This is a genomic window from Rhizobium sp. AB2/73 (genome assembly GCF_020871915.1).
Classification (GTDB): domain Bacteria; phylum Pseudomonadota; class Alphaproteobacteria; order Rhizobiales; family Rhizobiaceae; genus Rhizobium; species Rhizobium dioscoreae.
Genome location: NZ_CP067071.1, coordinates 3,269,873 through 3,291,474 on the forward strand (window position 1 = coordinate 3,269,873; position 21,602 = coordinate 3,291,474).

The 21,602-nt window shown below is 60.0% G+C and carries 18 protein-coding genes; 11 read left to right on the forward strand and 7 right to left on the reverse strand.

From position 1 onward, the window contains the following. Positions 1-90 precede the first annotated feature (90 nt). Positions 91-1,005: a polyprenyl synthetase family protein gene (locus I8E17_RS16050; protein ID WP_112724153.1), complete on the forward strand. Its 915-nt coding sequence runs from the start codon at positions 91-93 to the stop codon at positions 1,003-1,005. 229 nt (positions 1,006-1,234) lie between these two features. Beyond that, positions 1,235-1,876: a LysE family translocator gene (locus I8E17_RS16055; RefSeq protein ID WP_113367190.1), complete on the forward strand. Its 642-nt coding sequence runs from the start codon at positions 1,235-1,237 to the stop codon at positions 1,874-1,876. 24 nt (positions 1,877-1,900) lie between these two features. Here the strand turns inward: I8E17_RS16055 and ispG are convergent, their stop codons facing one another. Together ispG and I8E17_RS16065 are read right to left on the reverse strand one after the other, a co-directional pair. Then, positions 1,901-3,154, reverse strand: a complete 1,254-nt coding sequence (gene ispG, locus I8E17_RS16060) for a flavodoxin-dependent (E)-4-hydroxy-3-methylbut-2-enyl-diphosphate synthase (RefSeq protein ID WP_113367189.1) — start codon at positions 3,152-3,154, stop codon at positions 1,901-1,903. 126 nt (positions 3,155-3,280) lie between these two features. After that, entirely contained in the window at positions 3,281-4,480 is a 1,200-nt protein-coding gene (locus I8E17_RS16065) for an MFS transporter (RefSeq protein ID WP_229002033.1), read from the reverse strand. Positions 4,481-4,734: 254 nt separating this feature from the next. Between I8E17_RS16065 and I8E17_RS16070 the strand changes: the two genes are divergently transcribed. Continuing rightward, the gene (locus I8E17_RS16070; RefSeq protein WP_113367187.1) at positions 4,735-5,607 is read left to right on the forward strand and encodes a DMT family transporter; all 873 of its coding nucleotides are present in this window, start codon (positions 4,735-4,737) and stop codon (positions 5,605-5,607) included. A gap of 129 nt (positions 5,608-5,736) precedes the next feature. On the opposite strand, the gene I8E17_RS16075 is transcribed toward I8E17_RS16070, so the two are convergent. Beyond that, positions 5,737-6,129, reverse strand: a complete 393-nt coding sequence (locus I8E17_RS16075) for a helix-turn-helix domain-containing protein (RefSeq protein WP_069611526.1) — start codon at positions 6,127-6,129, stop codon at positions 5,737-5,739. 82 nt (positions 6,130-6,211) lie between these two features. On the opposite strand from I8E17_RS16075, the gene I8E17_RS16080 reads away from it, so the two are divergent. The 5 genes from I8E17_RS16080 (at position 6,212) to I8E17_RS16100 (ending at position 10,969) form a co-directional block, all read left to right on the forward strand. Beyond that, complete coding sequence (locus tag I8E17_RS16080; protein ID WP_113367186.1) at positions 6,212-6,943, forward strand: SDR family oxidoreductase; 732 nt, start codon at positions 6,212-6,214, stop codon at positions 6,941-6,943. 217 nt (positions 6,944-7,160) lie between these two features. Continuing rightward, the gene (locus I8E17_RS16085; RefSeq protein ID WP_069611524.1) at positions 7,161-7,934 is read left to right on the forward strand and encodes an amino acid ABC transporter substrate-binding protein; all 774 of its coding nucleotides are present in this window, start codon (positions 7,161-7,163) and stop codon (positions 7,932-7,934) included. Between the two features lie 85 nt (positions 7,935-8,019). After that, positions 8,020-8,700, forward strand: a complete 681-nt coding sequence (locus I8E17_RS16090) for an amino acid ABC transporter permease (protein ID WP_015341657.1) — start codon at positions 8,020-8,022, stop codon at positions 8,698-8,700. Further along, positions 8,697-9,458 carry an amino acid ABC transporter ATP-binding protein gene (locus tag I8E17_RS16095; protein ID WP_113367185.1) on the forward strand — a complete coding sequence of 254 codons (762 nt, stop codon included), beginning with the start codon at positions 8,697-8,699 and terminating at the stop codon, positions 9,456-9,458. Before I8E17_RS16090 ends, I8E17_RS16095 begins: the two co-directional genes overlap by 4 nt. Positions 9,459-9,724: 266 nt before the next feature. Then, the gene (locus tag I8E17_RS16100; RefSeq protein WP_113367183.1) at positions 9,725-10,969 is read left to right on the forward strand and encodes an MFS transporter; all 1,245 of its coding nucleotides are present in this window, start codon (positions 9,725-9,727) and stop codon (positions 10,967-10,969) included. A 10-nt stretch (positions 10,970-10,979) separates the two neighbouring features. Here I8E17_RS16100 and I8E17_RS16105 read toward each other — a convergent pair whose 3' ends face one another. From I8E17_RS16105 to I8E17_RS16115, 3 genes are all read right to left on the reverse strand, one after another. Continuing rightward, complete coding sequence (locus I8E17_RS16105; protein WP_113367182.1) at positions 10,980-11,435, reverse strand: GNAT family N-acetyltransferase; 456 nt, start codon at positions 11,433-11,435, stop codon at positions 10,980-10,982. A gap of 164 nt (positions 11,436-11,599) precedes the next feature. Next, positions 11,600-15,061 (reverse strand): pyruvate carboxylase, encoded by a 3,462-nt coding sequence (pyc, locus tag I8E17_RS16110; RefSeq protein ID WP_113367181.1) that lies wholly within the window; start codon positions 15,059-15,061, stop codon positions 11,600-11,602. 116 nt (positions 15,062-15,177) lie between these two features. Continuing rightward, on the reverse strand, positions 15,178-15,918 hold the full coding sequence (locus I8E17_RS16115; protein ID WP_113367180.1) for a LuxR family transcriptional regulator: 741 nt from the start codon (positions 15,916-15,918) through the stop codon (positions 15,178-15,180). Between the two features lie 374 nt (positions 15,919-16,292). On the opposite strand from I8E17_RS16115, the gene I8E17_RS16120 reads away from it, so the two are divergent. The 3 genes from I8E17_RS16120 (at position 16,293) to I8E17_RS16130 (ending at position 20,213) form a co-directional block, all read left to right on the forward strand. Continuing rightward, positions 16,293-18,062, forward strand: coding sequence for a glucan ABC transporter ATP-binding protein/ permease (locus I8E17_RS16120; protein ID WP_113367179.1), 1,770 nt, complete (start codon positions 16,293-16,295; stop codon positions 18,060-18,062). Between the two features lie 533 nt (positions 18,063-18,595). Next, positions 18,596-19,918 (forward strand): HipA domain-containing protein, encoded by a 1,323-nt coding sequence (locus I8E17_RS16125; protein WP_069611516.1) that lies wholly within the window; start codon positions 18,596-18,598, stop codon positions 19,916-19,918. 16 nt (positions 19,919-19,934) lie between these two features. Further along, complete coding sequence (locus I8E17_RS16130; protein WP_069611644.1) at positions 19,935-20,213, forward strand: helix-turn-helix transcriptional regulator; 279 nt, start codon at positions 19,935-19,937, stop codon at positions 20,211-20,213. A gap of 94 nt (positions 20,214-20,307) precedes the next feature. Here I8E17_RS16130 and opgC read toward each other — a convergent pair whose 3' ends face one another. Further along, positions 20,308-21,504 (reverse strand): OpgC domain-containing protein, encoded by a 1,197-nt coding sequence (gene opgC / locus I8E17_RS16135; RefSeq protein WP_219511502.1) that lies wholly within the window; start codon positions 21,502-21,504, stop codon positions 20,308-20,310. Positions 21,505-21,602: the final 98 nt, after the last annotated feature.

Below are 21,602 nucleotides of genomic sequence, written 5' to 3' on the forward strand. Positions count from 1 at the left end.
CAAAGCGATGACCAGAGTGCGACGCAATTCCCCACCTGGCTGTTGACAATTCTCGTTGCCAGCAACGGCCTCTCATGCCAAACAGCGCCCATGGACAGCACCGATACCTCATTCGAACAACGCCTCAAGGTCAATGCCGGCAAGACCGAAGCACTGCTGACCCGGCTGCTGGCCAACACCAGCCTCCATGACGAGATCACCCGCCCCGACAGGCTCCTGAGCGCGATGCGCCACGGCGTCCTGAACGGCGGCAAGCGGCTGCGTCCCTTCCTGGTCATGGAGTCGGCGGCCCTTCTCGGCGGCGATGCCGAGACGGCACTGAGGGTCGGCGCCGCACTCGAATGCGTGCATTGCTATTCCCTCGTCCATGACGATCTGCCCGCCATGGACGACGATGATCTGCGTCGTGGGCAGCCGACGGTGCATATCGCCTTCGATTACGCCACGGCGATTCTTGCCGGCGACAGCCTGCTGACCTACGCCTTCGACATCATCGCCGCCCCCGAGACGGAGCTGCCGGCGGACCGGAAAATGGCGCTCGTGCTGGCGCTGTCGCGCGCAGCCGGCATCGGCGGCATGGCCGGCGGCCAGGCGCTTGATCTCGCGGCCGAGAAGGAAGCGCCCGACGAAAAGGGTATCACCACGCTGCAGGCGATGAAGACGGGCGCGCTGATCCGCTTTGCCTGCGAGGCCGGCGCCATCATCGCTGGTGCTTCGGCCGAAGACCGCAAGCGCCTCCGGATCTTCGGTGAAAAGATCGGCCTTGCCTTCCAGCTCGCAGACGATCTTCTCGACCTCACCGCCGATGCCGCCACCATGGGCAAGGCAACGGGCAAGGATGCCGCCCGCGGCAAGGGCACGCTGGTCGCTCTGCACGGGCAGGAATGGGCCGAAACGACGCTCGCAAGGCTGGTGAAGGAAGCGGCTGACCTGCTGTCTGGCTATGGCGACAAGGCAGGCATCCTGACGGAAACCGCCCGCTTCATCGCGAACCGCAAGAGCTGATTCCGAAGCACCTTGGTGGTGTTGTCCGAGGGTGAGCCATCCCCTTGGCGGCTGCCGGCCCATGGCCACGTTCAGCCATGGCTATCCATTCAGCCATGAAATGTCACCATCACAAGAATCCATAACTGCGCCGGGTGATTTCCGCCGCGATCTATGACACAGTCCCGTTCCGTATTGGCCTGTAGACGCTGAATTCTCCGCGCCGGCCGACACCACCGGGAAATCTTCCATGCATGAGACCCTTGCCTATCTGCCGCAGATCCTGCCGGCCTACATCGCCTACATCATTGCCGTCGTTAGCCCTGGCCCCGCCATCATGGCCATCATCGGCACCTCGATGACCCATGGCCGCAAAGCCGGCATGACGATCTCGCTCGGGATTTTCGGGGGATCGATGACCTGGGCGATTGCCGCAGCGGCAGGCCTTGCGACGTTACTGCAGACCTATGCGATGGCGCTGGAAGTTCTGAAGATCTTCGGCGGTATCTATCTGCTCTACCTCGCCTACAAGGCATTTCGCGCCGTTCGTACCAGCGGCGAGCTGCAGACAGCCAAGATGGAACAGAAGACGCCTAGCTTCAAATCGCTGATCCTGCGCGGCTACGGTATCCACGTGACCAATCCCAAGGCAATCTTCGCGTGGCTCGCCATCATCGCGCTCGGCATGCCGCAGGGCGCGCCCGCTTCCGTAGCGGTGTTGATTATCGTCGTCTGCGGCACGACCGGTTTTCTGGCGTTCATGGGCTATGCGATCCTGTTTTCGACATCGCATGCGCTCAAAGTATATCGCAATGCCCGCCGCTGGATCGAGGGCGCCATGGCCGGCTTCTATTGCTTCGCTGGCATCAAGCTGCTGACGAGCAATATCTAATCAGCCTCGGCTTTAAGCGGCGGATCACTCCGCCGCGACGCTCTTCCGGCCGAATCGCTTTTCGATATAGTCGGTCACCAGTGCCTCGAAGTCCGAAGCGATGTTCGGGCCGCGCAGGGTCATGGCCTTCTGGCCATCGATGAACACCGGCGCGGCCGGCGTCTCGCCGGTTCCGGGCAGCGAAATGCCGATGTCGGCATGCTTGCTTTCGCCCGGACCGTTGACGATGCAGCCCATGACAGCAACGTTCAGAGCTTCCACGCCCGGATATTTCTCGCGCCAGACCGGCATGTTCTTGCGGATGTCGTTCTGGATGTTCTGCGCCAGTTCCTGGAAGACCGTCGACGTCGTTCGGCCGCAGCCGGGACATGCCGCGACCACGGGGATGAACTGACGGAAGCCCATGACCTGCAGCAGTTCCTGCGCCACCTGCACTTCACGGGTACGGTCGCCATTCGGTTCCGGCGTCAACGAAACGCGGATCGTGTCGCCGATGCCATGCTGCAGCACATAGCCCATGGCGGCGGACGAGGCGACGATGCCCTTCGAGCCCATGCCGGCCTCGGTGAGCCCGAGATGCAGCGCATGGTCGGAACGCTCCGACAGCATGGAGTAGACGGCGATGAGATCCTGTACCTGACTGACCTTGGCCGACAGGATGATGCGGTTGCGCGGCAGGCCGATATCTTCTGCGAGACTGGCCGAGATCAGCGCGGACTGCACGATGGTCTCGCGCGTCACCTGCCGGGCCGAGAGCGGCGAGCCTTCGGCCGCATTCTTGTCCATCAGCGCGGTCAAAAGATCCTGATCGAGCGAACCCCAGTTGACGCCGATGCGCACCGGCTTGTCGTAGCGGATCGCCATCTCGATGATTTCGGCGAACTGCTTGTCCTTCTTGTCCTTGAAGCCGACATTGCCGGGATTGATGCGATATTTCGCCAGCGCCTCGGCGCAGGCCGGATGATCGGCGAGCAGCTTGTGGCCGATATAATGGAAATCGCCGATCAGCGGCACGTCCATGCCGAGGCGCAGCAGCCGCTCGCGGATCTTCGGCACAGCGGCAGCGCTTTCATCGCGATCGACGGTGATGCGCACGAGCTCCGAGCCGGCTTTGTAGAGGGCGGCGACCTGGGCGACGGTCGAATCGACATCGGCCGTATCGGTATTGGTCATGGATTGCACGACGACGGGAGCACCGCCGCCGACGATCACGCCGCCGACATCGACGGCAACGGAGGAACGGCGCGGTTTCGGATCGAAATCGGTGGCGGACGACATGGAAAGCTCTCGCAGGCCTCGAAAATGGGTGTCTTTCAGGTGGATCACGGAGCGGTCGTTGTCAACCGCCGCGACATCTCTTTTGATCGGACTGACCTCAACCGTTACCGGGCAAAAGCGACGAAATTAATGCTTGGCGTCCCCGATGCCGTCGGCGTAGCGCGCCAGCGATGACAATGCCAGCACGACGAGCAGCAGCACCGGCAGCGCCATCAGGACAGGCGAGAAGCCGACATGCTCGGCGGCAAAGCCGATCGCCGACGGCGCAACCAGCATACCGGAATAACCAAGCGTCGTGACGACCGAAATGGCGATGCCCGGCTGCAGGCCCGGAATATTGCCGGCCGCCGAAAAGGCGATCGGCACCATGTTGGAAATGCCGATGCCGCAGAGCGCAAAGCCGAGAATGGCAATTTCCGCGTTCGGTGCAAGTGCTGCCGTCAGCATGCCGACGATGGCGAAGACCGTGCAGACCCGCAGCGTCCTGACGGCCCCTAGCCAATCGCGGACGAAATCGCCGGCAAAACGCATGGTCGCCATGGTGGCGGAGAAAGCGGCGTAGCCGAAGCCGGAGAGCGCCACCGAGGCGCCCTTTTCCTGGCTGAGATAGAGCGCGCTCCAATCCAGAACCGCGCCTTCCGGCACCATGCAGAAGAGCGCGACGATGCCGAGCAGCCAGGGCAGCGGGATCATCGGCAGCTTTGCCTTCGGCTTGGCCTCATCATGATGCGGTTGATCGCCAAGCACCATAGGCCAGGCAATGGCGAGGAAAAGCGCGGCGATCGCAGTCGAGGCTTCGGCATGGCCGAGAATGCCCCAGCGCGAAATCAGCAGCCCGCCGATCGCCGCGCCCAAAAGGCCGCCCAGGCTCCAGAAGGCATGGCAGGAGGACATGATCGCCCGGCGCATGGATTTTTCGACCGAGACGGCATTGGCATTCATGGCCACATCCATGGCGCCGATGAAACCGCCGAAGAGAAAAAGCGCGATCGCCGCCGTCCAGACATTCGGCGCCAGCGTCAGCGCCAGGATCATCGGCAGCAGCAGCACAGCAAAGGCCTGCACCACGACGCGCGAGCCGCGCGCGGCGATCTGCGCGCCGGCGAGCGGCATCATGATAAGGGAGCCGACGCCGAAGATAAGGATCATCAGGCCGAGTTCGAATTTCGTCAGTTGCAGCCGCTCGGCGAATTCGGGAATTTTCGGTGCCCAGCAGCCGACCATGAAGCCGTTCATGAGAAACATCAGCGACACCGCAGCACGCGATTTGGTGAAAAACGGGCTCCTGTGCTCCTTCAAGCCCTCCATTCTCGTCCCGTTGTCCATGAAAATTCCTCCAGATTTGCGTCGCAGTCTATTTAAATCGATTGAAATCTCAACGATCGAAAAAGTCGAAACGGTCACATTTCATCTCCGTCTGTTAAAGCGGAGGCAAAGACACCACAACCACGAATAAATCATTCATATGTGCACGCCATCGGCAAAATGTCCTATTGACGCGGAAAAAGTAGGCTCCCGTCGGTTGAGGCCTGAAAGATTCTTCGGTCGGCCCAAGCCGGGTCATCCTCTGGTGCATCCCCGTGAAAAACTCCATCGGCTATGGCATCCTGCTTACGGTGTTTGCCTACATGCTGTTCACTGCCCATGATTCGGCGGTGAAGCTGCTCGTCGCCTCCATCCCCGTCTGGCAGGTCCTGTTCATTCGAAGCTGCACCATTCTTGCCGGCTGCTTCGTCTTCGAAGGGCCTTCGCTCGTCCATAAGGTGGCGCGCTCGCCGATCATCAAACCGATGATCGTGCGCAGCATCATCATCCTGATCGCCTGGATTTCCTATTATTCGGCGGCGTCCTATCTGCAGCTCGCCGAGGTGACGACGCTCTACTATGCCGCTCCGATCGTCGGCACGATTCTGGCAACCATCGTGCTGCGCGAAAAGGTCACCTTCGCCCGCTGGATGGCGGTCGGCGTCGGCTTTTGCGGCGTGGTGATCGCCTCCAATCCTGTAGGACTTTCGATCTCCTGGCCGGTCTATCTGGCGCTGCAGGCGGCCGTCCTCTGGGCATGCGGCATGGTGCTGCTGCGCAAGACGGCGCTACACGAGAAGAGCCATATCCAGATGGCCGTCTCCAACATCCTGTTCATCATCCTGACCGCCGGCATGGCAATCGCCCACTGGCACACGCCGACGCCCTTCCAGATCGTGCTGCTGGCGCTAACCGGCATCATCGCCGGCGCCGGTCAGCTCGCCCTCTTCGAAGGCATGCGCCAGGCACCCGTCTCGGTGCTGGCACCGTTCGAATACACCTCGCTCGTCTGGGCCTTCCTGCTCGGCTACCTCATCTGGGGTGACATCCCCGGCGCCAACACCTTCATCGGGGCTATCCTGATCCTGAGCGCCGGCTTCATCATCATTATCAGCGAACGAATGAAGCGGCGAACGGCGGCGGCTTGAGGTGGAGAACCGGGCAATGACTGTCCGTCACGTTGCCTGCTGTCGTTTCGGTTAGCCATTCTCGCGGTTCGGTAGCAATTTCGTTCCGGCGGAACGGCGGCTTTGCGCCCAGAAGTGATCATGGCATCATCAGCGACGATTTCCCGTGTTGTCATAGTGTCGCGTGGCCGCCTCGACCTTCTCGCCATTGGCGGCTGCCCATGCACACAGTGCTTCAAACGGTTCCCGCAGTGAATGGCCTAATGGAGTAATTGCATATTCCACGCCGATCGGCTGCGTTGGGAGTACGGTTCTCGTCACAAGGCCGTTCCGCTCAAGCCTCTTCAAGGCGTCGGCCAGAGCCTTGTGCGTGATCCCATCGAGACGCCGCTTTATCTCATTGAAGCGCGAGGGTTTGGGACAGATCACTGTCAATATCAGGATCGTCCATTTGTCAGCAATCTTGTCGAGCACGGGGCGAAGCTGCGCCATGTCGCCACAGGCGCGATAAGAAAGTGCTTCCAGATCAGTATACTCGTCCATATCTAGGCTACTTCAGGTGCGTAATTGATATCAGATATATGACGTATATCATGACGAGACCATCAATTGAAAGGATTTTACGATGGCTCGAATGAGTAACAAGGTTGCCCTGGTCGTGGGCGGCGCCAAGGGCATAGGCCTGGCAATTGCAGAGCGGCTTTCTGCCGAAGGGGCGAAGGTCTTCATTACCAGTCGTAGAAGTGAGGATGCCGAGAAGGCGGCCAAGAGTATCGGCAATGAGGCGGTCGGCATTGCCGCCGATGCCAGTGTCCCTGAAGATATGCTGGAGGCTGTCGAAAAAGTGCGCAAAGCACGCGGCCGTATTGACGCGCTCGTCTTGAATGCGGGCCTCTCCGAACCTGCGCAGATTACCGACATAACGCCTGAACACTTCGACCGCCACTTCGACGTCAACGTCCGCGGGATGGTTTTTGGCCTGAAGGCGGCTCTACCCGCGATGACCGAAGGCGGATCGGTGGTCCTCGTCGGATCCATCGCCGATAGCGCGGGCTACGCTTCGTACGGCACCTATGCCGCGACCAAAGCAGCCGTCCGTTCCTATGCCCGAACCTGGACGGCAGAACTCGCGCCCAAAGGAATACGCGTCAACGTAGTTGCGCCCGGTCCAACGGATACGGAAATGATGGCTGCGGTTCCGGAAGACATGCGTGCAGCGCTTGTCGCACCGATCCCGATGGGGCGGATGGCGCATCCTTCGGAAGTGGCTGCCGCCGCCCTGTTCTTGTTGAGCGATGACGCGAGCTATATTGCCGGTGCTGAACTTTGCGTCGACGGCGGCTTGCGGCAGGTCTAAGGCTGAGTCCAAACGCTGTACCCGATCTAGGCAGATCGGGTACAGCAAAACGCACTCGGTGGGAGAGAGACTTTGAATTGAAAATCGCCGCCCACCCTCTTTGAGAAAAATATTCGCAATTGCCGCTTTATCTTGCAGTTTTCTACGCTTTCGCGGTGCAAATTTTCTGCGATGTATGCGACATTGAATGAAACCGCTCCAGAAACGGAAGAAAACGATGAACTGGTTGAAGACCGTTGCCGCCGCCGCCCTCGTGCAGGCTGCATTCCTGCTCCCCGCCCATGCCGGCGAAAACCTTAAGACGATCCAGTCGGCCGGCGTCTTCAAGGTCGGCACGGAGGGCACCTATGCGCCCTTCACCTTTCATGACGAGAGCGGCAAGCTGACCGGCTTCGATGTCGAGATCGCGGAAGCCATCGCCGCCAAGCTCGGCGTCAAGGCGCAGTTCCTGGAAGGCAAGTGGGACGGCCTGATCGCCGGCCTCGATGCCAACCGCTATGATGCCGTCATCAACGAAGTCGGCGTCACCGAAGCCCGCAAGAAGAAGTATGACTTCTCCGAGCCCTATATCGCCTCCAAGGCCGTGCTGATCGTCAAGGACAGCAATACCGATATCAAGGATTTCGGCGATCTCAAGGGCAAGAAGGCCGCACAGTCGCTGACCAGCAACTTCGGCAAGCTCGCAACCGAAGCCGGCGCCGAACTCGTCGGCACCGACGGTTTCGACCAGTCGATCCAGCTCGTGCTGACCGGCCGCGCCGACGCCACGATCAACGACAGCCTCTCCTTCCTCGATTTCAAGAAGCACAAGCCCGACGCTCCGGTGAAAATCGTCGCCCAGCAAGCCAATGCCGATTTCTCGGCCGTCATCATTCGCAAGGGCGAGCCGGAGCTGCTTGCTGCGATCAACAAGGCGCTGGCCGATATCAAGGCTGACGGCACCTATGACAAGATCTCCAAGAAATACTTCGGACAGGACGTTTCGAAGTAAGAAGGCATAGGCAGAGACATAAAACTGTGAAAAAGATGCGTCCGGGGTCACCTCCGGACGCATTCTGTTATCGAAAGGCTTCTCCTTGGAGCATTGGCTGCAACTGATGTGGGAGTCACTGGGCACGCTGCTTTGGGCGGGGCTCGTCTTCACCATCCCGCTCACCTTGATCACCTTCGTGCTTGGCCTTCTGCTCGGCTTGCTCACCGCCGTCGTCAGGCTGTTTGCCCCGGCGCCGTTCGTGGCCATCGCCCGCTTCTATGTCTGGGTGATCCGCGGCACGCCGCTTCTGGTGCAGCTCTTCGTCATCTTCTATGGCCTGCCGAGCCTCGGCATCCTGCTCGACGCTTTTCCCGCCGCCATCATCGGTTTTACACTGAGCGTCGGCGCCTATACATCCGAAATCATCCGCGCCGTCATCTCCTCCGTGCCAAAAGGTCAGTGGGAAGCCGCCTATTCCATCGGCATGAACTGGCGTCAGGCCATGAGCCGCACCATCCTGCCGCAAGCGGCGCGCGTCGCCGTACCGCCGCTGTCGAACACCTTCATTTCGCTGGTCAAGGATACGTCGCTCGCCGCCGCCATCACCGTGCCGGAGCTGTTCCAGGCCGCGCAGCGCATCGTGGCAACGACCTATGAGCCGCTGATCCTCTATATCGAGGCCGCCATCATCTATCTCGTGCTCAGCACCTTTCTTTCGACGCTGCAGGGCTACCTCGAACGCCGCTTCGCCCGCTCGGGCGGCACGCTGGAGGCACAGGCATGATCGAGCTTTCGCATATCGAAAAACGCTTCGGCGACATTGTCATCCTCAAGGATATCAGCCTGATGATCCCCGAGGGAACGGTGACGGCGCTTGTGGGACCTTCGGGCGGCGGCAAGAGCACGCTGCTTCGCTGCATCAACCTTTTGGAAATCCCGACCGCCGGAACGATCCGCATCGGCGAGGAGACGGCTACCTTCCAGCCGGGCAAGAAGCCGTCCTGGCAGGACATCCAGAAGATCCGCCGCCAGACGGGCATGGTCTTCCAGAATTTCCAGCTCTTTCCGCATCAGACCGCAATCCAGAACGTCATGGAGGGCCTGACGACCGTGCTGCGCTGGCCTCAGGACAAGGCCCGCGCCCGCGCCGTCGAGCTTCTGACCAAGGTCGGCATGGCACACAAGATCGATGCCTGGCCCTCGACGCTCTCGGGCGGCCAGCAGCAGCGTGTCGCCATCGCCCGGGCGCTCGCCCCCTCGCCGCGCGTGCTGCTCTGCGACGAACCGACCTCGGCGCTCGATCCGGAACTGGCGGCCGAAGTGGTCGACGTGCTGGGAAAACTCGCCAACGAAGGCACGACCATGGTCATGGCAACGCACGACCTGCGGCTCGCGTCGAGGATCGCCAACAACGTCGTGTTCCTGGAAGCAGGCAACATCGTCGAGACCGGCTCCTCGCGCAATATCTTCTCCAATCCGGCACAGGAGCGGACCAAGCAATTCATTTCGACGCTGAATTCCGGGCTTAGCTACGATATTTGAGCCGCCCGCCCGCATCGAAAAGCGATCCTGCCTTGGAGCGGGCCGCGCATTGACGCTGGGCCGCTTTAAGGTTAGCTCTAATGCCATGAACACGGCACTCGTTCTCGTAGTGGTAGGAAGGCGCATGGGCAGGATGGTGTAACCATCCGGCGAAAGCACCCATGCGCGGTAAGCAGGCTCCTGACGGGGCCTTTTTTATTGCCTGAAATCCGGGCCGCACCCCGTCAGATCTTCCTCGACTTCCCACTCACACGACGGACAAAGCCATGACGCGCACCGAAAGCCGCATCGACCATTCACCCAAGCAAGCAACCCACGACACGACCACCGGAAGAGCCGCCGCACCGCCGCGGCTGATAACGCTTATCCTGCTCTCGGCGCTCGCCGTGCTGCCTGTTAACATGATCCTGCCGTCGCTGCCGAAGATCGCAGTGGCATTCCATGCCGATTTCGCCCTCGTCAACCTATCGGTTGCCGGCTTTTCGATTGTCACCGCGGCCCTTGAGGCGGTCGGTGGCGCGATATCCGACCGGTTCGGCCGTCGGCCCGTCGTCCTGACGGCGCTCTCGATCTTCATCGTCGCTTCGATTGGCTGCGTTCTCGCGCCGAATATCGGCATCTTCCTGCTATGCCGCATGATGCAGGCCTGTATCGGACCGTGCTATTCGGTCGCCCTCGTCATCATCAAGGAAACATCAGACGAGCGCCAGGCTGCCAGCAAGTTCGGCTATCTCGCCATGGGATGGGCATTGGCGCCCATGGTCGGCCCTCTGTTCGGCGGTTCGCTGGACGAGCTTTTCGGCTGGCGGGCAAGCTTCATCGTCCTTGCGATCTTCGGCATTGCCGCCTTCTTTCTGTCCCTGCATGAGCTGAAGGGATCGAAAGCGCCGGCGTCAGCCGCGCGCAGAAATTATCTTGCCTCCTATGCCCTGCTTTTGCGTTCGGCGCGCTTCTGGGCCTATACGCTCTGCATGGCGTGCTCAATGGGCGTGCTCTACATCTTTCTCGGCGGAGCGCCGCTGACGATAGGCGATGCGCTCGGCGGTTCGAGCGCCAAGCTTGGCTTCTACATGGGCCTCGTTCCGGCCGGCTTCATTCTCGGCAGCTATCTGGCTGGCCGCCATGGCGCAAGAATCCCGCTCGGCACGATCCTCGTCATCGCGCGATTGCTGACCTGCTTTGGTCTGTCAATTGGGCTTGCCTTGTCGCTATCGGGCATGATTGAGGTTCTGGCACTCTTCGGCCCCTGCATCTTCATCGGCATCGGCAACGGCCTCACCATGCCGGCCGCCAATAGCGGCGCCATGTCGGTCAGGTCGGATATTGTGGGAACGGCAGCAGGCCTCGCCGCTGCCATGCGGATTGCTGGCGGCGCGCTCATCGGCTCGATCGGCGGTCTGTTCATTGCACGATCGCCAACGATCCATGCGCTCTTCGCCCTGATGCTGGCATCCGCGGTACTCGCGCTAGTGGCTGCAGTCTGGGCTGCCTTGATCGAAAAACAGAGGTAGCTGGGGCCTATCAGATGCGCTTGCTCATATGGACAAGGAAACCATCTTTCAGCGGCTCCTCGCGGTCGATCGCATAACCATATCTGAGGTAGCGCTGCACATTCTCGACAAAACGCTTGTTGGTGTAAAGCCGCATGTCGCTCACGCCGAGCTCGGCCGCGACCTGCTCGGCATAGGCAAGCAGCTTTTTTCCAATGCCCTGTCCCTGATGTCGCGGCGAGACGGCGACGTTCTCGATCAACAGGTGATCCTCTCTCGGCACCATCTCGATCAACGCCAAAAGCTCACCATTGGCCTCCAAGAGATCGATACGATGCTTGCGCACGGCCTCGGCATAATCTGCCGTCATCGGCAGTGGTTCTCGGCCGATGAGAGGCACCCACTTACCATAGGCCTCGCGTGTCAGCGCCCGAATTGCGTCGACATCGGCATCTGTCGCCGCCCGCAAGAAAAACGCTCTCGTCATGCCTCCGCCTCCTCGACCTGGCTACCATGATCCGACCCGAAAGCTATGGAATTCCTTCGTCGCGTTCGCACATGGAGAGCCGATCTCGGATACACGCGACGAAAGCTGCCATTCGCAACAGGCGGCCAGATTCGGCCGCCTTTCGTATCTCAGCGAAGCTTGGATTATGCGCCGTAGACGACGAGCAGATCCTTGGCGTCGATCTGGTCGCCGGCGCGCACGAGCACCTCGGAGATCGTGCCATCCTTTTCCGCGTGCAATGCCGTCTCCATCTTCATGGCCTCGATGGAAACAAGCACGTCGCCGGCCTTGATCGCCTGGCCGGGCGAGACGAAGACGGTGGAAATGACGCCCGGCATCGGCGCGCCGACATGGGCGGCATTGCCGGTCTCCGCCTTGCGGCGCACGGCACTGCCGGAAGCCCCATGGGCGCGATCCGGCACCTTGATGCGGCGCGGCTGACCATTGAGCTCGAAGAATACCGTCACCATGCCCTTCTCGTCCGTCGCCGTCATCGCCTGGTTGACGATGACGAGCGTCTTGCCCTTCTCGATCTCGGCAAAGAGCTCGTCACCTTCCTTGAGACCGTAGAAGTAGGCCGGCGTCGGCAGCACTGAGACCGGGCCGTAGGTGTCGGCGGCCAGTGCATAGTCGGTGAAGACCTTCGGATACATCAGGTAGGAGGCGAATTCGAAATCGTCGACCTTGCGCTCCAGCTTGGTCTCGATGACCTTGCGCTCCGCATCGAGATCGGCCTCGGCAAGAAGGGAACCGGGGCGCACCGTATAGGGCTTGTCGCCCTTCAACGCCTTCTTCTGCAGAGCTTGCGGCCATCCGGACGGCGGCTGGCCGAGATCGCCCTTCAGCATCGAGACGACCGAATCCGGGAAGGCGATATCCTTCGCCGGGTTTTCGACATCGGCGACCGTCAGGTCCTGGCTGACCATCATCAGCGCCATGTCGCCGACGACCTTGGACGACGGCGTTACCTTGACGATATCGCCGAACATCTGGTTCGCATCGGCATAGGCCTGCGCCACCTGGTGCCAGCGGGTCTCAAGCCCGAGCGAACGCGCCTGTTCCTTGAGGTTGGTGAATTGGCCGCCGGGCATCTCGTGCAGATAGACTTCCGAGGCCGGTCCCTTGAGATCGCTTTCGAAGGCGGCGTACTGATGGCGCACGGCTTCCCAGTAGAAGGAGATGCGGCGGATCCATTCGGGGTCGAGGCCCGGATCACGCTCGGAGCCTTTAAGGGCTTCGACGATCGAGCCGAGGCAGGGCTGCGAGGTATTGCCCGACAGCGCATCCATTGCGGCATCCACGGCATCGACGCCGGCATCGACGGCGGCAAGCACGGTTGCGGCCGCAATGCCCGAGGTATCATGCGTATGGAAGTGGATCGGCAGACCGGTCGCCTCGCGCAGCGCTTTGAACAGCACCTTGGCTGCGGCCGGCTTCAGCAAGCCCGCCATATCTTTCAGCGCGATGATATGGGCACCGGCCTTTTCCAGCTCGACGGCGAGATCGGTATAATATTTCAGGTCGTACTTCGGCCGCGCCGAATTGAGGATGTCGCCCGTGTAGCAGATCGCCGCTTCGCAGAGCTTGTTCTCCTCCGCAACCGCATCCATCGACACGCGCATGTTCTCGACCCAGTTCAAGCAGTCGAAGACGCGGAAGAGATCGACGCCGCCCTTGGCCGCCTGGCGGACGAAGTATTTGACGACATTGTCGGGATAATTGGTATAGCCGACGCCGTTGGCGCCGCGCAGCAGCATTTGCAGCAGCAGGTTCGGCGCGCCCTCGCGGATCAGCGCCAGACGTTCCCATGGATCTTCCGTCAGGAAGCGCATGGAGACGTCGAAGGTGGCGCCGCCCCAGCATTCCAATGACAGAAGCTGCGGCAGGGCGCGCGCATAGCTGCCGGCGATGCTGGCGATGTCATAGGTGCGCATGCGGGTCGCAAGCAGCGATTGATGACCGTCGCGCATCGTCGTGTCGGTCATCAGCACGCGCTTTTCATTGCGCATCCACTCGGCAAATTTCTGCGGGCCGAGCTTGTCGAGGAGCTGCTTGGTGCCGTCGGGGATATCGCTGTCTATATAGGGCAACACTGGCTGCGCCACCTTGGGCGAAGGTACTGGACGACCGCGCGTTTCCGGATGGCCGTTGACCGTGACGTCGGCGAGATAGGTCAGAAGCTTCGTGGCGCGGTCCTGGCGCTTGACCTGCTGGAACAGTTCCGGCGTCGAATCGATGAAACGGGTCGTATAGCTGTTGTCGCGGAATTTCTCATGCGTGATGATCGCTTCGAGGAATGTCAGGTTCGTCGCGACACCGCGGATGCGGAATTCGCGCAGCGCACGGTACATGCGGGCGATCGCCTCTTGCGGGTTCGGCGCCCAGGCCGTCACCTTCACCAGCAGCGGGTCATAATAACGGGTGATGATCGCGCCGGTATAGGAGGTGCCGCCGTCGAGACGGATGCCGAAGCCGGACGCAGAACGATAGGCGGTGATGCGGCCATAATCCGGAATGAAATTGTGCTCCGGATCTTCCGTCGTCACGCGGCACTGCAGCGCATGGCCGTTGAGTCGAATGTCTTCCTGCTTCGGAACGCCCGATTCCGGGGTGCCGATGGCAAAGCCGTCGAGAATATGGATCTGCGCCTTGACGATATCGATGCCGGTGACGACTTCGGTCACCGTATGCTCGACCTGAATGCGCGGATTGACTTCGATGAAGTAGAATTTGCCGGTATCGGCATCCATTAGATATTCGACGGTGCCGGCACCGACATAATTCGTCGCCTTGGCAATCTTCAGCGAATAGGCGGCCAGTTCCTGACGCTGCGCATCGGTAAGATAGGGGGCCGGCGCACGCTCGACGACCTTTTGGTTGCGCCGCTGAACCGAACAGTCACGTTCGAACAGATGCACGACATTGCCATGCGTGTCACCGAGAATCTGGCTTTCGACATGGCGGGCACGCTCGACGAGCTTTTCAAGATAGACCTCATCCTTGCCGAAGGCGGCCTTCGCCTCACGCTTGGCTTCCGTCACTTCCTTGGCAAGGTCGGCCTCGGAGCGAATGACGCGCATGCCGCGGCCGCCGCCGCCCCACGAGGCCTTAAGCATGACCGGATAGCCGATCTCGGCCGCCATCTTGGCGACTTCCTTCATATCGTCAGGCAAGGGATCGGTTGCCGGCACGACAGGCACGCCGACAGAGATCGCAAGATTGCGGGCGGCCACCTTGTTGCCGAGCTGGCGCATCGTATCGGCGCGCGGGCCGATGAAGATGATGCCGGCGGCATCACAGGCATCGACGAATTCCGGGCTTTCCGACAGCAGGCCGTAACCTGGATGGATGGCATCGGCGCCGGAAAGCTTGGCGACGCGGATGATCTCGTCGATCGACAGATAGCTCTCGATCGGCCCGAGATCGCGGGCAAGATGCGGACCGCGGCCGACCTGATAGCTCTCGTCGGCCTTGAAGCGATGCAGCGCGAGTTTGTCTTCCTCGGCCCAGATGGCCACCGTTTTTATGCCAAGCTCGTTGGCGGCGCGGAATACGCGGATGGCGATTTCGGAACGGTTGGCAACCAGGATCTTGGATATGGGCAATGCTGTCTCCTCACGGCATCGAAACGGGCAATGCTGCACCCGCGAAGAGAATTCTTAACTTCTTGTCACAGGAAGTTCAATTTCTCCTGCGACATCCGGCATCAAAATAGTTGCCGTTACGGAATAAGTCCGTTTCTGAAAGCGATGGCAACAATGTGCTGCCGATTTCTGGCCTTCAGCTTGTCCTGGATACTGTTCATGTACCAGTCGACGGTATGATTGGAGATCGTCAGCAGCCGGCTGATCTCGATCGACGTCATGCCGTCGGCCAGATGGTTGAGCACCTCCATCTCGCGTTTGGTCAGTTTCAGATCGGCCTTCCCCTGCTCCTCGAGCAATTGCGCTTCGTCGCGCAGCTCCAGCAGCCGCCAGAAGGCCTTTCTGGCCACGGCATCGAAGAGCGAAAGCTCGGTCGGGGAAAGATCGACCGCCTCACCGCCGATCGTCATGCTGCCGAGCAGACCGCTTCGTCCGTGAATCGGAAAAATATAGCCGTCGATAAGCCCGTTGGCACGAGCATCCGCCATCATCTGCTCCATCCGGCGCCTGAGCGGGTCCGATCTGTGCGCAGCCACGGCATCGCTCCAGCGGAAGGGGCGCTGTGCCCTGGTGGCATAGCGCGCCACCGGATCGACGAGCATGTATCTCTTGCGGACATAGGTCAGCGGCCATTGATCGGGCCAGCGGCCTGCCAGCATGAAGTTGGCAATATCGACATTCGGCCTGGTCTGCCGCAGCAGACCATAGAAATCGAATTTGTAGGAACGGAGCACAAGCTCAAGCTCGGCCACGACATCCTTTGTACGCTCGCATTCTTCGATAACCACAAGCAATTGTATCAGCGAATGGATATTCACATTTACCCCTCGGCCTCGCAGCCTGAATTATGGCGGACGAGCATTGCCACCCTGCTCGCCAGGTCCATAGCGCGCTTAATCGCCGGCAACATACTCAGGCCGGCGCGAAATTGAACGCCTTTGGCGATTTTTTTACCATTCAACCGTGAATGGCCACGCTCGGCGTGACTTAATAGTAACGGAGATGTCGCGGCAGGGTCGTTCCCAAATTGTCACATTTCTGCGGCGACCGATAGCACCTCGCTGCGACGGCACCCGCCGCGCGGGAAATTCCCTTGAAAAAACAGCTTCAGATTCCGTTAATCGCCGGTTCAGGTACCGATCTGTAGTGTCGCAGCATTCCGAGTTTTGCTGATGCACAGAGGGTGCCTGACGTGTCACTGTTCAAAGTCTATGCAAGAGCCCTGAAGTATCTTGGCGCGTATCGATACCGCGTTTGGATGGTCGTGATCGCAAACATCGCGCTTGCGATGACCACCATCTATGAACCGGTTCTGTTCGGCCGCATCTTCGACGCCATTGCCAAGAAAGAAGCCGTCACGCCGACCATGATGCTGTGGGCGGGCTTCGCCGTCTTCAGTGCTGTCGCCTTCATCGTGGTGTCCCGCGAGGCCGACCGCCTTGCGCATGGCCGCCGCGCCTCCCTGCTCACCGAAGCATTCGGCCGCATCATCTCGATGCCGCTCTCCTGGCATAGCCAGCGTGGCACGGCGAGCGCGCTGAACACGCTGCTTCGCGCCTGCGAAGCGCTGTTCGGCCTGTGGCTGGAATTCATGCGCAACCACCTCACGACCGCCGTCGCGCTCGTCATCATGATCCCGACCGCCATGGCCATGGACCTGCGGCTGTCCGCGGTTCTCGTCCTGCTCGGCATCTTCTACTGGATCATTGGCCGTCTGGTCATGAACCGCACGAAGGATGGCCAGAGCTCGGTCGAGAGTCATTACAACACCGTCTTCTCGCATGTGAGCGACTCGATCAGCAACGTTTCGGTGCTGCACAGCTACAACCGCATCGAAGCTGAAACCAAGGCGCTGAAGTCCTTCACCGAGCGCCTGCTGCAGGCCCAGTATCCGGTCCTCGACTGGTGGGCGCTTGCCGGCGCGCTGAACCGCACGGCTTCGACCGTTGCCATGATGGCGATCCTGATGATCGGCACCGTTCTCGTCCAGGACGGCAGCCTAAGCCTCGGCGCGCTCATCACCTTCATCGCCTTCGCCAACGTGCTGATCGGCCGCCTTGAACAGCTGCGCAACTTCGCCAACCAGATTTTCGAAGCACGCGCCAAGCTCGAAGACTTCTATACGCTGGAAGATTCGGTTCGTGACCGCGAAGAGCCGGCCGGCCTTGCCGAAATCAAGGACGTCAAGGGCGAAGTGGAGTTCCGCGAGGTCTCCTTCGGCTTCGCCAACTCGTCGCAGGGCCTGCACGACATCTCCTTCAAGGTGAAGGCTGGCCAGACCGTCGCCATCGTCGGTCCGACCGGCGCCGGCAAGACGACGCTCGTCAACCTGCTGCAGCGCGTCTTCGATCCGCAGAAGGGCCAGATCCTCGTCGACGGTCACGACATCACCAAGGTGACCCGCAAATCGCTGCGCCGCTTCATCGCCACCGTCTTCCAGGATGCTGGCCTGCTGAACCGCTCGATCAGCGACAACATCCGCCTTGGCCGCGAAGGTGCGACACAGGAGGAAATGATCCGCGCAGCCCAGGCCGCCGCCGCCAACGACTTCATCGAAACCCGCGAAGGCGGCTACGATACCCGCGTCGGCGAGCGAGGCAACAAGCTCTCGGGTGGTGAACGCCAGCGTATCGCGATCGCCCGCGCCATCCTCAAGGATGCGCCGATCCTCGTACTCGACGAAGCCACAAGCGCGCTTGACGTCGAAACCGAAAACCGGGTCAAGACGGCGATCGACAACCTGCGCCAGAACCGCACGACCTTCATCATTGCGCACCGCCTCTCGACGGTCCGCGAGGCCGACATGGTCCTCTTCCTGGATAACGGCCGCATCATCGAGAATGGCAGCTTCAACGAGCTCAGCCAGAGCAACGGCCGCTTCGCCGCCCTGCTGCGCGCCAGCGGTATCCTGACGGACGAGGAAGTCCGCAAGGCACACACAACGGAAAACGAAGCCGCCTGATCTTCGCAAGGGGCCCAAGATCAAAGCCGGGAGAGCGATGCTCTCCCGGCTTTTTTTGTTGAGGCTGTGGGCGAACGATATTTGTGAAACAAGCGCCAACCGGAGTTCTGCTCTGGTTATAATGTTTTCGCGAAGAAATTATAATTGATGCAGTCGTTACGCCGGCGCCCAGACCCATTCGCTGGAGACATCACCAAGGCCCTTGCGGAAGCCGGGTTGTTTCGACTGCGGGCCGTCCCAATCGGATCTGTTGCATTTTCACATCCAGCGTCGCGGGGGAGCCGATCTCGATACCCTTCGGCGTCAGACCACGAGGAACCCAGTCATCAAGCGTTTTTGGTGAAACGCAAGGCATGGCCGGAGCTTCCGCCCGGCTCACGGCAACCTCGAATGTTGTCTATAGGAACACTGGCGCGCGATAAACGTCGGCAGCCTTTGGTAATGGGCAATTCTGACGAAAATTATTCAACCCACCTTAATGGGTTGAATAAATAAGAAAGATGCCTTAATTGATCCACTGAAAGGGTCATTAAATGCGCCTGACGCTCCAAACTCATTTTAGTCGTAAGTGGCATTACGCTGCGACTCTAGAGCTAAAGGACGACGACCACGGCTTTCGGGGCGCATCCATCGTCGATTACGATCTGGACTACTTCGTTACGATGGCATCGGCAGAATTTGCGGCCGGAAAGACAGTTCATGACCATCGCGCCTTGTCGGTCCGTTATCCCATAGATCTCGAAAATCGATATAGCCGTAGCTGGCCACCCTTCCTCTTGGATCTTATGCCCCAGGGACATGCAAGGCGAAAGCTTGCCGAACACCTCGGGCTCGCGGAAGGCTCTCGTGCTTCCGATCTCCCGCTGCTTCTGCGATCAGCTACGGGTGGCATTGGCAACATCCGCATCATGGAAGCAGCTGAAGCCGAAACGGAAAGATTGCGAGGTGTTGAGCGTCAAGGCGTTACGGAAGCGGAGATTCTTGAGCGCTCAGATCGCTTCATGGAAGTCGCTGATCGCTTTGGAATGCTCGCCTCTGGCTCAAGCGGACTGCAAGGCGAATGGCCGAAGGTCTCAATGACCAAGGCGAAAGACGGGCTCTACTATCCTGACAGTTTCGTCACCGATGACGAGGCCGTGCGCCATGTCATCGTCAAGCTGGTACGCAGCAATGAGCCCGTAGACCGCCTAATTCTTGAAGGCGAAGCCCTCTATTCGCGGATCGCCCAAGAGATCGGTCTGAACGTCAGCGAACCCTCGACTTACGCCGAAGGCGTCTTGATCATTCCCCGTTTCGATCGGAGGAAGATGGAACGCGGGGGAACAGTCCGACTGGGCCAGGAAAGCCTGGTGTCAGCGGTTGGAGTGGCCGACTTCGGCCATGTCGGCACGCATGAGGCCTATATCGAAGTTCTGCGTCAATTTTCAGCCGATCCCTTCGCGGACATAGTCGAATACCTGAAGCGCGACATCGCTAACCTGGCGCTCGGCAATCCCGACAATCACGGCCGGAATTCAGCACTCAGCAAGCATCAGGACGGCACGATCCGCCTGTCTCCGCTCTTTGACTTCGCTCCCATGCGGCTCGCCAAGGAGGGAATTGTCCGTTCCACCCGATGGGCCATGATGCGCGACGGTGGTCGCGACCATCTTCCGGATTGGAAACGCATTTGTACTGAACTGATGCCCGTTCCTGCCGAGCAGGAACTCCTAACGGCTTCGATCTGTGCATTTGCACAACATCTACAGCACGCGCCAGAGCTGGCGAAGCGCATGGGGGCATCTCCAGAGGTGTTAGAGCGTGCCATGGGACGCTGTAAGGAAATCGCGGATAACGTTGTGGCGGCATGCCAGTGATGCCCGGGGAATGTTAATGGCCCGATGGAAGAAGCCCACGAAGGAAGAAATTCTTGAAAACAGACGAAAGCTGGCGGAGCGTGCTCGACAAGGGGACCTTAGGCTGCCGGCTGCTGTGATGGAGATACGAAAAGGGTTCGGAATGACCCAAGAGGAATTCGCCAAGACCCTGTCACTTACAAGGCGCCAAGTTGCTGAGATTGAATCAGGTATGGCAAACCCCACACTTGAAACCTTAGAAAAGATTGGTCGATTGTTTGGGTTCGGAATTGGCTTTGTTCCTAAAAGCAGTTGAACCGCAGCCTATTCCAGGAGTTTTCGGTGCTCGTCCCACATATGCGATAGCTCTGCCGCAGACGGGGTGAAGGTGAAGGGCCTCGCAGAAGCCTTCAGTGACGCTTTCCGAAATGCGCGGGCATTGCGGTCGGTGCGGCAGGCTTCTTCGCCGCGCGCTGGCCGGCAAGCTCAAGCCGCTTGTGCTCGAGATGATAGGCATAGAGGAATTGCGCGGCGATGCCGAAGACGACATAGATGGCGCCGACAACGGGGCTCTTGTTGGTCACGTAGAGAAGGACCTGACCGGCCATGGCAAGGATGGTGCCGGCAACGAAAATGTTCAGCGAATGCCGCCCGAGGATCGTCAGCGGGTGATTGGCCGAGCGGCGCAGGAACGCCGAAATGGCGGGGATGCTGACGATCAGATAGGCGAGCGCCAGAACATGCAGCAGCCGCGGCAGCGACAGGAAAGTCTTGTCGAAGCCGGTGACGACGGTCGGCAGGCCGAGCATGGCGAGGTAGTCGCCGAGTATCCACAGCTTGTCGGTCACCCAGATAAAGGAGACGAGCAGATAGGCGCAGGCCAGCGCGATCAGAACCGGATGAGCAGGGATGTGCCCGCCGCGCTTGACATGCATGCTGGCGACGAAGCCGATGACGAAAAGCAGCTGCCAGGATAGCGGATTGAGGAACCAGAAGCCCTCAAGCAATGTCGTATGCGGCGCGATGTAATAGATGCCGGACACCAGCCAGACGCCAACCGAAATTGCGAGCAGAAGCAGGGGATTCCTCGCCTCCAGCAGCATGATCAGCGGCAGCATCAAGAACAGGGCACCGTACATGGGCAGAATGTTGTTGTAGCCGATCTGGTGCCCAAGCGTCAGCAGCGCGGGAATGCCGCGCGCCGGGTCCATCAGCAGGGCAAGGATATTCACCTCGCAGAGCAGACCCTTCTGGTGGAAAATCCACGCGCCGGAAATGAAGAGCACCAGCGTCACGAAGGTCGTGATCATATGCGCGGTATAAAGCGTGAAGGCACGCTTGATCGCCTTCCATGCCATGTTCAGCCGATTGCCCGGAAGAAATCTCGTTCCATAGGCAAGGCCGACCGAAATGCCGGAGATCAGCACAAAGGCTTCGGCACCATCGGAAAATCCGAAATTCTTCGAAGTGAAATCCTCGAAGATCTGCCCCGGCACATGGTTAATGAAGATCATGATCAGAGCCAGGGCTCTGAGAACATCCAGTCGGGTATCCCTCTGGGAGACCGGCTTCGGCAAACTCACTCGTTGTGCCGGCACCGAGCTCATATCCGCCCTCGAATTCATAAAACTCTCCTGTTCCGACACTCAAATGCAATCGGGGCCAAAGAGTTCCCCTTGGCCCCGATCGTCGAAGTGAAACAGTG

Excerpts from the sequence above, each read along its gene's own strand:
- I8E17_RS16080 (WP_113367186.1), top strand. The coding sequence starts at position 6,212 with ATGGCTCGAATGAGTAACAAGGTTGCCCTGGTCGTGGGCGGCGCCAAG.
- I8E17_RS16105 (WP_113367182.1), bottom strand. The coding sequence starts at position 11,435 with ATGACGAGAGCGTTTTTCTTGCGGGCGGCGACAGATGCCGATGTCGAC.
- I8E17_RS16095 (WP_113367185.1), top strand. The coding sequence starts at position 8,697 with ATGATCGAGCTTTCGCATATCGAAAAACGCTTCGGCGACATTGTCATC.
- I8E17_RS16050 (WP_112724153.1), top strand. The coding sequence starts at position 91 with ATGGACAGCACCGATACCTCATTCGAACAACGCCTCAAGGTCAATGCC.
- I8E17_RS16100 (WP_113367183.1), top strand. The coding sequence starts at position 9,725 with ATGACGCGCACCGAAAGCCGCATCGACCATTCACCCAAGCAAGCAACC.
- opgC (WP_219511502.1), bottom strand. The coding sequence starts at position 21,504 with ATGAGCTCGGTGCCGGCACAACGAGTGAGTTTGCCGAAGCCGGTCTCC.
- I8E17_RS16055 (WP_113367190.1), top strand. The coding sequence starts at position 1,235 with ATGCATGAGACCCTTGCCTATCTGCCGCAGATCCTGCCGGCCTACATC.
- I8E17_RS16085 (WP_069611524.1), top strand. The coding sequence starts at position 7,161 with ATGAACTGGTTGAAGACCGTTGCCGCCGCCGCCCTCGTGCAGGCTGCA.
- I8E17_RS16065 (WP_229002033.1), bottom strand. The coding sequence starts at position 4,480 with ATGGACAACGGGACGAGAATGGAGGGCTTGAAGGAGCACAGGAGCCCG.
- I8E17_RS16125 (WP_069611516.1), top strand. The coding sequence starts at position 18,596 with ATGCGCCTGACGCTCCAAACTCATTTTAGTCGTAAGTGGCATTACGCT.
- ispG (WP_113367189.1), bottom strand. The coding sequence starts at position 3,154 with ATGTCGTCCGCCACCGATTTCGATCCGAAACCGCGCCGTTCCTCCGTT.
- I8E17_RS16130 (WP_069611644.1), top strand. The coding sequence starts at position 19,935 with ATGGCCCGATGGAAGAAGCCCACGAAGGAAGAAATTCTTGAAAACAGA.
- I8E17_RS16075 (WP_069611526.1), bottom strand. The coding sequence starts at position 6,129 with ATGGACGAGTATACTGATCTGGAAGCACTTTCTTATCGCGCCTGTGGC.